General features: G+C 63.8%; 10 protein-coding genes. All 10 read right to left on the reverse strand.

Annotation, left to right across the window (positions count from 1 at the left end; all coding sequences use genetic code 11):
* Positions 1–5 precede the first annotated feature (5 nt).
* Positions 6–1,901 carry an acyltransferase family protein gene (locus ACFOPI_RS16405; RefSeq protein ID WP_382175997.1) on the reverse strand — a complete coding sequence of 632 codons (1,896 nt, stop codon included), beginning with the start codon at positions 1,899–1,901 and terminating at the stop codon, positions 6–8.
* Between the two features lie 89 nt (positions 1,902–1,990).
* On the reverse strand, positions 1,991–3,130 hold the full coding sequence (locus ACFOPI_RS16410) for an SAF domain-containing protein (RefSeq protein WP_382176000.1): 1,140 nt from the start codon (positions 3,128–3,130) through the stop codon (positions 1,991–1,993).
* Positions 3,131–3,161: 31 nt separating this feature from the next.
* Positions 3,162–5,087, reverse strand: coding sequence for a polysaccharide biosynthesis protein (locus ACFOPI_RS16415; RefSeq protein ID WP_382176002.1), 1,926 nt, complete (start codon positions 5,085–5,087; stop codon positions 3,162–3,164).
* Between the two features lie 22 nt (positions 5,088–5,109).
* Positions 5,110–5,670 carry a sugar transferase gene (locus tag ACFOPI_RS16420; protein WP_382176005.1) on the reverse strand — a complete coding sequence of 187 codons (561 nt, stop codon included), beginning with the start codon at positions 5,668–5,670 and terminating at the stop codon, positions 5,110–5,112.
* Positions 5,667–6,608, reverse strand: coding sequence for a UDP-glucose 4-epimerase family protein (locus ACFOPI_RS16425; RefSeq protein ID WP_382176008.1), 942 nt, complete (start codon positions 6,606–6,608; stop codon positions 5,667–5,669). Before ACFOPI_RS16425 ends, ACFOPI_RS16420 begins: the two co-directional genes overlap by 4 nt.
* Positions 6,605–7,552 carry a glycosyltransferase family 2 protein gene (locus ACFOPI_RS16430; protein WP_382176011.1) on the reverse strand — a complete coding sequence of 316 codons (948 nt, stop codon included), beginning with the start codon at positions 7,550–7,552 and terminating at the stop codon, positions 6,605–6,607. Before ACFOPI_RS16430 ends, ACFOPI_RS16425 begins: the two co-directional genes overlap by 4 nt.
* A gap of 49 nt (positions 7,553–7,601) precedes the next feature.
* A complete protein-coding gene (locus ACFOPI_RS16435) occupies positions 7,602–9,302 on the reverse strand; it encodes a hypothetical protein (RefSeq protein ID WP_382176014.1) in 1,701 nt (566 codons plus the stop codon).
* A 20-nt stretch (positions 9,303–9,322) separates the two neighbouring features.
* On the reverse strand, positions 9,323–11,494 hold the full coding sequence (locus tag ACFOPI_RS16440; protein ID WP_382176017.1) for a glycosyltransferase family 2 protein: 2,172 nt from the start codon (positions 11,492–11,494) through the stop codon (positions 9,323–9,325).
* 8 nt (positions 11,495–11,502) lie between these two features.
* Positions 11,503–13,539, reverse strand: a complete 2,037-nt coding sequence (locus tag ACFOPI_RS16445) for a glycosyltransferase family 4 protein (RefSeq protein WP_382176020.1) — start codon at positions 13,537–13,539, stop codon at positions 11,503–11,505.
* A gap of 183 nt (positions 13,540–13,722) precedes the next feature.
* Positions 13,723–14,580: an NAD-dependent epimerase/dehydratase family protein gene (locus tag ACFOPI_RS16450; RefSeq protein WP_382176023.1), complete on the reverse strand. Its 858-nt coding sequence runs from the start codon at positions 14,578–14,580 to the stop codon at positions 13,723–13,725.
* Positions 14,581–14,590: the final 10 nt, after the last annotated feature.

The raw sequence follows: 14,590 nt of genomic DNA on the forward strand, positions 1-14,590 counted from the left end.
TTCGGTCAGCGCGTATTGCTAAACATCAGCGGCGCCAACCGTTCGATGTAGAAGGCTGCGGCACCTGTGGACAGGTGCCCGTAGTCATAGGAGAGCGGCTGCGTGGCATCTTCAGACAGCCGGGTCAGGCATCCTTGGGCATTGCAGAAGAAGTCCATCCCCGAGATGAACTCGATGCCCATCTTTCGGGCACGCTCGCGCATGATCTCGGTCGCATTGCGCACCTCCGGATCGAGAAACGCCTCACCCAGCCTTAGGGGCGGACGGGCTTGTACAGGCCCTTTTTTCCATTCCTCCAGCAGGATCTGCGGCAGGTGCTTCTTCCAGTAGGGAACGGCGCCCAGCAGGATGATGCGGGGCACTCCCGCCTGTTGGATCTGCTCCACAGTGGCTTCGAGGTTGCGCAGGTCGTAGCGCTTGTTGTGCCACCACGAGTAGAGGATCACGATGTCGGGTCTGGTGTCCCGGATCGCCTGGATGTTGGCGTCGTTGAGGCTTCTGCACAATGGCCTGGGTTCGATGCCCAGCACCGACGGGCAGATGGCGGCGGTGCGCTCAGCCAAGCCAAACTCGTAGCGGCCTGATTCCTTCAGCGCCCTGAAGCCTGGGTACAGCGACCCCGCGTGCGAATCCCCCCAGACGAAGACCAGCGGCCGTTTCTGTTCGATGCAGAAAGGCTTGTAGTGAGATGGAGGCAGGCGGTAGTCCAGCATGCACTCCTTGTCCCGCCAGCCATCAACGACGGCCGACCGGCCCCCGGTGGACATGATGTGGCGCACCAGGTCTGGAACGCGCTGCTCGAATCCGTGGTATCGGTGGATGGCGAAGCCGGCGGCCGTGACCAGGCACAGGCCCACGCAGAGGGCGATGATGACCTCCGTGCCGTTCATGCGCCCGATGCGGATCGGCTTTTCGATGAACCGGTGGGTCGCCCACGCCAGGACAAAGGCCAGCGCCATCCACGCCAGCGGCCGCTCCCAGCCTGGCTCGCCCATGGACTTGAGGTGGGAAAAGGATTGCAGCGGCCAGTGCCAAAGGTACAACGGGTAGCTGATGAGGCCGATCCCCACCAAGGGCTTGCTCGACAGCACGACCCGGTTGAGCCAGCCCGAGGGGCCCGCTGCGATCAGCAGTGCTGTTCCGAGGGTGGGCAGCAGCGCCCGCCAGCCGGCAGGTGCCGTCTCCGGCGCTATGTTCATCAGCGCCAGCGTCAGCAGGGTCGCGCCGATCCAGGCGAGCGCATTCGGGTGCCCGACAGCCACGTTTGCATGCCCCGTACTCAGCAACGCCCCGACCAGCAGCGACAGGAGCAGGGCCGCTGATCGGTCGAACCCGGCTGCGGTCTGGTCTTGCGCCAGAAGCAGGAGGACGGACAGCAGCAGCGCAGCAAAGGTCCAGCGCATCGCGTTCATGTGCCAGCTGTGAAGCGCCCACATTGCGAGAGGCCACAGCAGGCAGAACGGCACCCATATGGTCAGTGGCCAGAGATGCAGCAGCGGCTTGCTGGCAGACCCTGCAGCAAAAGAGCCAGGCTCTGCCGTCAGGTTGGGAACGAACGTGCTGCCTGCCACGACCTGCTGGCCCAGTTGGCGGTAGTCCGCCGGTGCCAACAGGAACCAGCCTGCGACCAGCACCGCGGCGAGCACCAGAAGCGGCGCTGGGGCGAGGTGTCTGATGCGCCGTGCGTAGAAGCTGCCAAGACTGAAACCCGGGTTCTGCAGCTCTGACAGGACGCTTGAGCTGATCAGGTAGCCGAGAACGACGAAGAAGACGTCGATGCCCGCAAACCCTCCACTGAGGGCGCCTGGAAAGGCTTGGTGGAGCACCACAGACACCACCGCAACCGCTTTCAGACCATCAAGGTCGGGGCGGTACGGGGCGTAACGGGCTTCGGCAGGCATGGGCTGGCGGCTGCGCCGGTGGCGCCAGGGGACGGCACTGGGCCGAGGTGACCTGCATCCAGGTCTTCAGAGGCCTGGATGCCCGACGATCACGCGTACAGCTGGCGGGCGATGGTGTGTGCCAGGGAGTCGGGCAACTCGACATCGTCGAACATCAGCATCTGACCGGCACTCACTGCTCGGGTCAGCACGGCGTTCTGGATCATGCCGATGGGAACGTGGCCCTTGACGTCCGCGATGCGGGCGGCCTCGCCGCGCACCTGGAAGCCGCCGATGGCGCGGTTGATGCGCGTGCCCGCGGGCATATCGTGTTTGGCAATGCCCACGATGGAGATCGTCGGATTGCTGGAGTTGTTCAGCAGCACGCCACCGCCATGGAGCACCCGCCGCACGGTCTTGATGATCTCGTACTGGCAGAGATGGAAGGGGCGGACCAGTACGTAGTAGGGGCCGTCCCCGAGCTTGAGGTAGTTCAGTGCCTTCCACTCGGACTTGTCGTGCGTGCCGACCACGAACACACCGGCGTTGCCCGGCGCCAGCACGTAGTCCGAAATGGCCTGTCCGCGCTCGGCCGCGCCGCGTGCCAGCTCGATGGCCGCCTTGGTGACGTCGGTGGCTTTGGGGCCTTCCATGCCCTGGCGCGTGATCGTGCCGCCGAAGCCGTTGGCCACCAGGGCCTGCTCGATCTGGATCTTGGTGCCGTCGGTGAAAGAGGTGGTCTGCTCGACGCTGATGCCCTGCTTGCCGGCCCAGTACGCCATTTCTTCGGGCGTCGGGTGGTGGTTCAGGAAGCCCTTCATGTTGCCGTACACGAGGGGCTTGAAGCCCATCATCACCGCCTCTTCGCGCAGGGCTGCGATGGAACCGGGCTGGTCGCCTTCGGCCTCGGTCAGCAGGCCCTTGTCGGCGAAGTAGGAGCCGGTGGTGACGTGGAACTCGGAGTTCATCGTGACGACCGGCTTGCCGGCCTTCAACGCGATGTCAATGATGCGCGTGGCGTGCAGCACGTCGCCGCTGCATTCGACGATCAGGTCGGACTGATCCAGAAGTTCCTGCTCGGAGTGCGTGAAGCGGTCGGTGAACGGAAATCCTTCGACGCTGGCAGCAGGGCGCCGGGTGAGCACAGCGCTCAGGGTCAGGTCGGTGGCGTGGTTGTGGATCAGCCGGGCAAAGCCGCTGGCGATGAAGCCGGTTCCAACCAGGCCGATGCGTTTTTGGGGGCTGTTCATGGTGTGTGATGACAGTGGTTGGTGAGGCCGCTCAGACGCTGTAGCGCAGGCGGCTGTCGGATTCCTGGCTCGCTTCCTGCGGCGCGTAGCCGGACACCAGTTCGGTCAGGAGATCCTTGGTCCCTTCGACGTTCCGTTGCTCCAGCAGGGATTCCAGCTGCTGCAGCTTTTCCAGCAGCACAGGCCAGGCGAGGAACTCTTCGTGGGCTTTCATGATGCGGGGATGGGAGGTCGGGCGCGGGTTGTTGCCGATCAGGAGTTCCTCGAACAGCTTCTCGCCCGGGCGCAGGCCCGTGATCTCGATCTCGATGTCGCCTTCGGGGTTGTTCTCGTCGCGCACGCAGAGACCCGAGAGCTCGATCATCCGGGTGGCCAGATCCATGATCTTGACGGGATCGCCCATGTCCAGCACGAACACGTCGCCGCCCTTGGCCATGGCACCCGCCTGGATCACCAGCTGGGCCGCCTCGGGAATGGTCATGAAGTAGCGTGTGATGTCCGGATGGGTCAGCGTGATGGGGCCGCCATCGCGGATCTGGCGCCGGAACTTGGGAACCACCGAGCCGGAGGAGCCGAGCACGTTGCCGAAGCGAACCATCGAGAAACGCGTTTTCGGAGCCGTAGCAGCCAGCGCCTGCAGCGCCATTTCCGCCAGGCGCTTGGATGCGCCCATGATGTTGGTCGGGCGCACCGCCTTGTCGGTGCTGATAAGCACGAAGTCGCTCACACCGTGCTCCGCCGCCGCCCTGGCGGCGGTGAGGGTGCCCAGCGTGTTGTTTCGGATGCCTTCGATCGGGTTGTGCTCCACCAGGGGCACATGCTTGTAGGCCGCTGCGTGGTAGACGGTGTCGGGTTTCCAGTCGGCAAAGATCTCGTTGAGCCGCTGCGCGTCCCGCACCGAGGCCAGCACCGGCACCAGCAGGGTGGCGTTGTCTTCGATCTTTTCCTGCAGTTCCTGCTGGATTTCGTACAGCGCAAATTCGCTCTGCTCGATCAGCACCAGCGTGCTCGGATTGACCGAGAGGATCTGCCGGCACAGCTCGCTGCCGATGGAACCGCCGGCCCCGGTCACCAGCACCACCTTGTCGGTGATGTTGCGTCCCAGCAGGATGTGGTTGGGCGCGACCGGTTCGCGCCCGAGGAGGTCGTCGATGTCCAGTTCACGCAGGTCGGAGGTGCTGACCATGCCCTGCGCCAGTTCGCTGACCGCGGGCAGGGTGCGCACCTGGACATGGGCCCGCAACATCTTCGCGATCATTTCGTTGCGCCGGTGGCGGCTGACCGAGGGAATTGCGAGCAGGACGGTGCTGACCTGCAGCGAGGTCACCAGGCCCGGAAGGTCGGCGGGGCTGTAGATCGACAGTCCATTCAGCACATGACCATGCAGCCGGTCGTCGTCGTCCAGAAACCCCACCACCCGCATTTCATGGCTGTTGGTCATGGCCGCTGCCAGCTGGCGCCCGGCGTTGCCGGCGCCGTAGATCAGCACCCTGGGCAGGGCGACCATCCGCAGCTGATTGCGGTAAAGACCTCCGAGCCAGAAACGGGCCAGCATGCGCGAGGCACCGACGGTTAGCAGCAGCAACATCGGTTGGATCAGACCCACCGTGCGGGGCACGCCATCCACACCGTAGGCGGTGAACACCGTGGCGAACAGCAGACCGTAGACCGCCGTCGCCTTCAGGATGGTCTGCAGCGCGGAGAGGCCGGTGTAGCGGAAGATGGCCCGGTAGAACCCATTGACCACGAAAATTGGCAGCGCCAGCAGCAGCGACACGCCAACGGCCCACATGGGTTGCCAGTAGCTGTCACCCGACAACTTGACCCACTCGCCCAGGCGCAGGTAGTACGACAACCAGACGGTGAGAATGCACAGTGCGGCGTCCACCGACAGCACCACCACACGCTTGGCAGGGCGGGGCATGGCCAGAATGGGCTGCGCAAATCGGTTCAGCATCGTGTGGTCGTTGAATCGTGTGTCAGTGGGTCACCCCGTCGCGGCGCAGCACGCGCCACGCCGTGAGGAAGATGATTTGCAGGTCCAGTCCCAGCGACTTCTTCTGTAGGTACTCGGCGTCCAGCCGGACTTTCTCGGGGATCGGCAACTCGTCACGGCCGTGGATCTGGGCCCAGCCCGTCAGGCCGGGAACCAGCCGGTGAACACCGGCCTCGGTGCGCAAGGCGATCAGATCGTCCTGGTTGAACAGGGCGGGGCGGGGACCCACCAGGCTCATGTCGCCTTTCAGGATGCTCCAGAGTTGTGGAAGCTCGTCCAGACTGGTTTTTCGCAGAAAGGAGCCCACTGGCGTCAGATACCGGTCGGGATCTGACAGCAGGTGGGTGGCCACGGCAGGTGTGTCCAGTCGCATGCTGCGAAATTTGGGCATCTTGAAAATGCGGTTGTCCCGGCCAATGCGATCGCTCCAGTAGAGGGCAGGACCGGGTGAGGTCCAGCGAACCACCAGGGCGATCAACCCGATGGGCAGCAGCAGGATGGCCGCGGCGCACAGCGCAAAGAACAGGTCGAAGGCGCGTTTCATGCCACCACATCCTGTACTGCGAGTCGCAGGCCCTGCTCCACTGCCAACCGGGGCGTCCAGCCTAAAACCCGCCTAGTATGCCCGATGTCGACCTGCAGCGACCCGATCAGTCGATCGATTTGAGGGCCTCGACCTAGCAATTTTCCCGCCATGCGCAACCAGGCCACGGGTACTGGCCACAGCCGTGCGGGTCGACCCATGGCACGCGCGAGCGCGCGCACCAGGTCCGGCGTCGAAAGATCCAGACCGTCCGATGCAAGAAAGGTGTGTCCTGCGGCGGCCGGATGTTCCACACAGAGGTGCAGCAGATCGGTCAGGTTGTCCAGTGCGAGGAGCGAGCGCCGGTTGTCCACCGCACCCAGAGGGAGCGGCGTGCCACGGGCCACCGCCTTCATGAGCTTGAGGAAGTTGGCCTTCACCCCGGGGCCATAGACCAGGGGTGGCCGGACCACCACCAGCTCCAGCCCGGTCCTTCTGGCCACATCCTGAAGGGCCAGTTCGGCTTCCCATTTCGACTGACCGTAGGCATCTTCTGGTGCTGGTGTCATGTCGGACGTGAACGGGTGCCCCGGCGCGGTGCGTTCACCATGCACCTTGAGTGAACTCAGGAACACCAGTCGACGAACGCCCGCAGAGGCTGCCGCAACGGCCAGGGACCGGCTGCCGTCTACATTGACTCGACGGTAGGACTGCAATGGGTCGGGGTCGGTGTCCTGCAGCATGTGCACGCGGGCTGCGCAATGGACCACACAGTCAACGCCCTTCAGGCTCTGGCCCCAGTCGGTTTCAGGTCCCAGGTCTCCAACGGCCCATGTGTCTTCTGCGCCGGACACCGAGCGCGTGATGGCCCGGACAGAGAATCCGTGCGCCTTCAGGTGCTGGCAAAGGGCGCGCCCGACAAAACCGTGGGCACCGGTGACGGCCACGATCACGGTCATTGCTGACGGCGGTCCCGGTTCTCCAGCGTCAGCGAGCGAATCTCCTCCATCAGCTTGCGGTTGGCCGACAGCAGGTCGGCCACGAAAGCGATCAGGATGGTGTGGAAGCCGATGATCAGCAGCGAGCTGGCCAGGATCAGGGACTGGATATGCCCGTCGTAGTCGACGGTCAGCCATTTGTAGAGGAAGCGCAGACCAATGAGGAAGCCCAGCGTGAACAGGGTGATGCCGATGCTGGCGAAGAATCGGAACGGACGGTAGATCACGAACACCCGGATGATCGTGACAATGCTGCGCTGGATGTAGGAGGCGATGCTCTTGACCAGGCGGGACGGGCGGAGATCACCGTTGACGCGGATCGGCACCGAGGTGATGGCCATGTTCTTCTGGCCCGCCTGGATGATGGTTTCCAAGGTGTAGGTGTAGTCGGAGAACACGGTCAGCCGGCGCGCGGCGGACCGGCTCATGGCTCGGAAGCCGCTGGGTGCATCTGGGATGCTGGTTTTGCTGGCCACCCGCACCACCCAGCTGCCCAGCTTCTGCAGCAGCTTCTTGATCGGGCTGAAGTGCTCGATGGCAGCGATGGGGCGGGCACCAATCACGATGTCGGCCTTGCCGTCGAGGATCGGTCGGGTCAGCGCCGGGATGTCGTCGGCGTTGTACTGGTTGTCGGCGTCGGTGTTGACGATCACGTCGGCACCGTGCTCCAGGCAGGCCTGCAGGCCGTTCATGAAGCCTCGCGCAAGACCCTGGTTGCGGGTGTGGCGGACCACGTGGTCAACGCCATGCGCCAGGGCCACCTCGACCGTGTTGTCGGTGCAGCCGTCGTCGATGATGAGCCACTCGACCTTGTCGAAGCCTGGCACCTCGCGCGGCAGGGCCGCCAGGGCGATGCCCAGGGTGGCGGCTTCGTTGTAGCAGGGAATCTGGATGATGAGTTTCAAGAGGAACTCCGTGGAGGTTGGCGGCGTGTGTCGGTATCGTGCTGGCAGGTCATTGCGGGCACAGGTCGTTTTTCAGCGGGCCCACGCTGCCGTCACGGTACTCGGCCAGAAGCCGGACGTCGCAGGGCTTCAGGGTGGTCGGCAGGCGCCTGGCGGTGAAGGCGAACCCGGTGTTCAGTGCGCGTTGCGTGCCCAGGGCAGCGGCGACATCGTCGCGCTTGATCAGCACCGGCACGGAAGAAACAAACTCGTCTCCGGCCAGGATCCAGAGGCGCTGAGCCTGATCACCCAGTTTGGTGTCATAGACCCAGCCTTTGGCCCGCAGCTCCCCATTGACAAGCGTGAGTGTTTCCACGTTGCCTTCGGTGGTGAGGCGGTGGGGGAGGCGGATCGACATCGATCCGAGACCGGTGCGGTCGGCGTATCCGATGTTGCGGGGCAGTTCCTGCAGGGCCTGATGCTGTTTGAGCAGCACCTGCGGCGCAGAGGCCCAGAACACCACGAGTGCACTGGCTGCAAAGAGGGTGGTGACCGTCTGTTTGAACCAGCCGGGCTGGCAGAGCACGAAGAACGGGAGCCATAACACCGGCAGGAGGTACATGTAGTAGCGCGGCTGCAGACCCGAGAGCACGCCATTGACCAGGTAGGCGCGGTAGCCGAACACCACGTGGACAACGACGGTGCCCAAGGTGGCCAGGGCCATGGCATCGAACAGCCGGACGGCCATGCGGTTGGAGGTGAGCAGCGGCGTGCTGAAGCGCACCACCAGCCAGCCTACGATGGGCAGACAGATCATCGTGTAGAACACCGGCTGCCAGCGGTCTCCGATGGGGGTGATGCTCAGGTGCGACATGATGCCGTGCAGCCGCCGCCACATGGCACTGACGTACTCCCGGACATAGCCTGCCAGATCGAGTGGCTCAGCGGGTGGTGTGCTGCCGTACAGCCGGCCAGGCGAAGGGAAAAATCCTCCGTGCTGCAGCCACGTGTAGACGTAGTAGCTCCCCACGATGGCGCAGAAGACGGTCACGTGGGGCCAGAAGCTGCGAACCAGCACCACCGGATGTATGCGGCGGAAATTGCGCAGCCCCCAGGCACCAAGGAACAGGATCATGAAGACGATGCCTGTGGCCTTGGTGAGGAAAACAATCAGCAGGCCGACCAGCAGCACGACCGGCGCCAGGGCGTCCGGTCCGTTGCGGGCGGGGTTGGTCATGCGCGACAACCCGTAGAAGCCCATGGACATGCCCAGATACAACAATGTGTCGTTGGACACGCTGCCGGCAATGTACGAGAACATGGGCACGCTGGCACAGGCGAAGAGCAGCAGCGCGGTGGTGGTCTGTGCAAGGCGCAGTTCCCGTGCCATCAGCACCACTAAGGCCAGCCCCAGTCCCACAAAACCGACACTGATCAGCCGGAAGACCAGGTAGTCCGCTTTCGGGCTCAGGGAGAGCAGCTTGCCGACGACACCCAGGGCGCTGTAGTACAGCGGCGGGTGGGCCAGGTAGTTGGCCTGGGTGAACCCCATGATCTTGCCGTCGCTGTAGTTCGGCAGAGCCTGCGGCGAACGGATGCTGTCATGGATGTAGGACAGATGCGGTACCTCGTCCGGCGGATAGCTCAGTGGCGAGTGGCCGGCCATGACCACGCCCTGAAGGATCACAAACATCAGCATGAACAGCGCCAACGGCATGCCTGCCCAGGTTTGAACACCCAGGCGGAGGCTGTTGAAAATGCGTCGAATCATGCTTGAGGTTCCGGCTGCCATCAGGCCATGTCGGCGTGGCGCACACGGGGCGGCCACGCCAGGCCGAAATCTTCGTGGTCCAGCGTGTGGTTGGGGCTGTAGGCCGGGTCGCGGGCCATGCTGACGGGCCAGCGCTTCCACATGTAGTCCACTTCCTTCTGAAAGCGGGCCTTCTTTTCAGGAGTATCTTCGTAGCCCCGGGTGGCCGACTCGTGGTGGAACAGCAGGGCGTGCGGCGTGAACAGGTTGCGAAGCCCCATCTCGGCGAACCGCAGGCAGAGGTCCACGTCGTTGCAGGCGACCTTGAGGTTGACGTCATCGAACCCGCCCACCTGGTCGAAGTGCTTTTTCTGCACCGCCATGCAGGCACCGGTGACGGCGCTGAAGTTGCTCGCCAGTGAGGCCCGTCCGACGTAGCCATGCGCGTACAACGAGAAGCCCTTGTGGGCATGTCCGGCCCAGCCGCCGATGCCCAGCACGACACCGGCGTGCTGGATGGTTGTATTGGGATACAGCAGCTTGGCACCGACAGCGCCGATGCCCGGACGGCAGGCCTGGCTCACCAGCTCCTCCAGCCAGTCGTGCGAGATCACCTCGATGTCGTTGTTGAGGAAGCACAGCACCTCACCGGTGGCCATAGAGGCGCCCAGGTTGTTGATGGCCGAATAGCTGAACGGGGAATCGTCGCGGATGACCCGGAAGTTGGGCGTTTGGGCCTGTTCGGCAAAGTAGGCCAGCGCCTCGGGGTCGTCCGAGCCGTTGTCCATCAGCAGGATCTCGTAGTTCTTGTAGGTTGACTTGTCCCGGATGCTCTCCACGCAGGTCCTGACGAGGTCCACCGCGTTGCGGGTCGGGATGATGATGCTGACTTTGGGCGCCGGCTTGGGCAGCCGGTGGCGAGCACGGTAGCCGTGACCGATGAACTGCGCCCGGGCGTTGATGCCCATGCGCTTGTAGTGGTCGTTGAGCGCCCGTTCGCCGGCGAGCATGGCGTAGGGCTTGATGTTCAGATCGGCTGTGGCGGTGCTGCCGGCATGGGCCCGCCAGTGGTAGAGGATGAACGGCACATGGACGATCTGGTCCGCCTTCACCTTTTCGATCACTCGCAGCACGAGGTCGTAGTCCTGGGCGCCCGCATAGGCTTCACGCAGGCCTCCCACCTCGCGCATGAGGTCGCCGCGGTAGAAGGCCAGGTGGGTGACCAGGTTGTGCGAATAGAACAGGTCCGGGTTCCAGTCGGTCTTGAAGTACGGGTCGTAGCGCTTGCCGTGTTCGTCGAGCTTGTCTTCGTCCGAGTACAGCATCCGCGCGTCGGGATGGCGGGCGATGGCCTTGACCATGTACAGCAGGGCGTGCGCCGGAAGCACATCGTCGTGGTCTAGGAACGTGATCCAGTCCCCCGAGGCCAGGGCCAATGCGCTGTTGGTGGCCGCCGAGATGTGCCCGTTGGTGTCGCGGAAGGTGACCTTGATGCGTGGGTCTTCGGCCATCCACTGTTCGAGTAAGGGGCGAACATCTGGGTCGGTCGACGCATCGTCAGCGATGCACAGCTCCCAGCGCGGATACAGCTGGTCCCTGACGGATTGGATCGCTTGGCTGAGCCAGTCGAGGTTAGGATTGTAAGTCGGCATGACGACGGACACGAGCGGTCCGTCGGTCATTGAGGCGGCTTCCAGCCCCAGCCGCTCGACCATCACACTGTCCAGTGTGTCGTAGCGCCGCACCCACTCTTTGTAGTCCCTTGGGTCGAAGGCTTTGGGGGCGTGGTCCGCCACATCGGGTGTGGCCTCCGCCTCGGCTGTGTTCGCGTGCAGAGCCTGCTTGAGGGCCATGGGCAATCCCTTGCCTGCGGCCAGTGCCTCGCGAAACACCCGCACCGAGTGCTTTACGTCTTGCGATAGGACGCTGATCCGTCGCAGCGGTGCGGTGACGCGCCAGCTGGTGGACAAATACAGGTTGTCAACGTGGACCGCATGTGCTTTGGCCGCCTCCTCGTGAGCCAGTACCCGTTGGGTCAGCGTCATGACCTGGTGCTGCGCGGATACCAGTTGCAGGTTGCGATCGGTGTAATCCTGCAGCAGGTCCACAAGCTGCTGCTCTCGGTCTTTGAGCTCTTCTGCCAGCCTGGCGCACTCATCCTCGAGCATCGCTGCGTTCGAAGGGGTGGTCATCGGGGCGTCTTGTAGGGACATGTTGGGTCTCAGATCAGATAGGCCTGTCGCAGCTCCCGCAGACGCCGTCGATAGGCGTCGGCCACCGCGCGGGAGGAGTAGTTGTTCCGGATATTGTCCTGGGCCCTACGCACCAGAGAGGCGGTCTCATCCCGACGGTCCACCAGGCGGCGCATCTGCGAGGCGGCCTGCTCCACGTCCGGATCGCACCAGTACTGGCCTTGGTGGAAGATGTAGTCCTCGGGAGAAAGGGGCACCAGCGGCCCGTCGACCAGAAAGCTGGTCTCGGGTGTGCAGAAATCCGTGTTTCCGGAGAACGCCGTGGTGACCGTGGGAAGGCCCAGCAGCATGGCCTCGGCAATGATGCGGCCGAAGCCCTCCGACCGGTGCAGCGACACGTAGGCGTCACAGGACGACATCAGCTGCACCAGTTCCACCCGGTCCATGGTTCGGTCAATCACCGTCACACGGTCGTCGCCAGCGATTTCTTCGGCGACTGTTTGCCAGCCCTCCGAGGACCTGTCCAGCGAAATCGCCTTGATCACCAGCCCCACGTTGGGGTCGTTCCCAAAGGCCTGCTTGAATGCGCGCACCGCGGCCACGGGGTTCTTTCGAGACAGCCACGAAGCGCCATCGAACATCACGAGAAACAGGAAGCGGTTGGCTGACAGTCCGAACTGGGCGCGGTTCGCGCCCGGGTGAGCCGGCAGCTCCACCGCCAGAGGCATCTTGTGCACCGGCTTGTCGGTCTTGCCCGCGAAGGCTTGTCGCACGAACTCGCTGTAGACCCAGACCTCGTCCACAGAATCGATCACCCCGGTCAGGTGCTCGGGCCAGACCGGCAGTTCCCAGTGCCAGCCGCCGATGTTGTAGGTGCCGGCGTCCAGCAGCTTACGCCCGCCTTCGAGCCCTAGACGAATGATTTCAGTCGGAGGCAGGCAATACAGAGTCACCGGCCAGCGCGGCTGGTCCACGATGTGCCCGTCCAGCGAATGGTCCACTTTTTGCGGACCCTTGATAGGTGCATCAATGACGGCGCAGGGTATGCCGGCCAACTCGGCGGAACGGACGGCCATGCGAACGTCTTCGGCAATGCCGATCACACTGCGCGCGTAGCCCACGATGTTCATGCCCGCCTGCTCGTCCAGCGGGTCCTGGAACAGCTGAACCAGGGAATGATGCTCGCGCAGGCCATGCTCTTGCCACCAGGCGAGCAAGCCGTCGCATCCCGATGGCTGGCGCAGATCGAACGCAGTCCGAAGATCGGCCCGCCCCGTCCAGATCCGGTACAGCACATACGGCAAGGCCTTGGCGCATGCTCCGTGCGCGGAGTCGCGCGCATCGAAGGCAGAAGCGATGCCGTGCAGAAGCCGACGCAGTGGTGTGTGCATGAGCAGAGACCAGGCAGCAACGCCAAACTCTGCGAAGCCGCTCTGGTGCCACCACACCAGGCCGTTGAACCAGCCGGCTTCGGTGTTCGGGCCGAACACCGTCTCGTCCAGGTCGTTGCGCCCCTGGACCACCAGCGTGAGGAAGCGGGGCCATGGGCGCTCCTGGGGGCCGAGGTGGTCAATACCGCTCAACTCGGGACCGACCACCCAGTCAACGCGCGGATGCTCCATATGACCAAAGCGCAGCCACCACTGAAGGAACCCGGCTCGGCCATGTTTCGTGGTCGTGTCGTGCAAGGTCTGGAGATCCGGTCGGTCGCGCCAGATCATCTGCAGTGGCAAAGGGAGCACGTCTGTGAACGCGGCCTCGCCGATGACTGCCCGCCGGCTGTGGGCATCAAACCCCGGCATGAGGTCGAGCACAGTGGGCCAGTTGCCTTTCAGCGAACACGACAGTCCTGCGCCGCCATCGGCGAGAAACTGCGCCATGCTGTAAGCACGCAGGTGGTCCTTGTCCTTGTCGGACAACCGCCATTCCACTTCGGGGTAGTCCCGGTGCAATGGGCCTTCCCACAGCGCATACAGCGCGAGACGGTCTGTGAAGCGAGCGATGTCCAGGTGCCTCAGATCGGGGCGGATGGCCACCATGGCCTGGATGCCTGCGGGCACGCTCACGAGCCAGTTTGCTTGGTCACTGGGTGCCCGTGCGGACCAAGCGGTATGAGAAGACACTGGGATTCCTGTAAGAAGGCACAAGCGGTGGACTGCGCCACCATGCGGGGAACCAATAATTATAGGTGGCCGCCTTGTGGCGCCTCCCGACCGGAAACAGACTCACCAGGGGTGCGACGGAGCGGGCTACCCGTGGGCCTGGAGGATGGCCGAGAGGCAATCCACCAGCGGGCGCTCCGGCAGGGGGCCAATGGTTTCGATCAGCTTCCCGGGGGCGCCGCACAGCCGGTGCACCTCGTTGGTGCGGACGAAAGCCGGATTCACCCGCACTTCCATCGTGTGGCCCGTGAGGGACTCAAGCATGGCGAGCACCTGCTGCAGGTTGTAAGTGAGGCCTGTGCACAGGTTGTAGATCTGCCCGACTGTGGCCTGTTCAAGCAACAGGAGGTAGGCCTCGCAGACCATGCGAACGTCGTTGAACTCCCGTTCGACATGCAGGTTTCCCAGCTCGATGACGGGTGCCCGGCGTGCAAAATGATCGACCAGCTTCGGGATCAGAAACGACGGTGACTGGCCGGGACCGGTGTAGTTGAAGGGGCGGGTGATGAAGATGGGCAGGCGGTCGGCGTAAGCCAGGGCCATGTGCTCCATGGCGAGTTTGCTGGCGGCGTAGTGGTTGACCGGAGCGGGTGGCTGCGTCTCTGCAATGGGGGACTGCTCGCAGTTGCCATAGACGTTGGCACTGCTGGCGATCAAAACGGACTTCAGATGCGGCTGACCTTGCAGCAACGCCTTCAGGAGAACGGTGGTGCCGACGGTGTTGACCTTGTAGAAGTCCGATTCGTGCGCATGGTCGACGGAGCTGATGCCGGCCAGATGTACCACGTGTGTGATGGCCTGGTTTGCGAGTTCCTGTTGAATGGACTGCCCATCGCCCAGGTCTGATTGCAGCGTCACCACCTGATGGCCTCGGGACTGCGCCAGCCTCATGAAGTGCTGGCCGGTGAAGCCTGTGGCGCCAGTGAGCAGGATGCGGGACGTCATGGTGGGGAGG

It is taken from the genome of Hydrogenophaga luteola, from assembly GCF_042648585.1.
GTDB lineage: Bacteria > Pseudomonadota > Gammaproteobacteria > Burkholderiales > Burkholderiaceae_C > Hydrogenophaga > Hydrogenophaga luteola.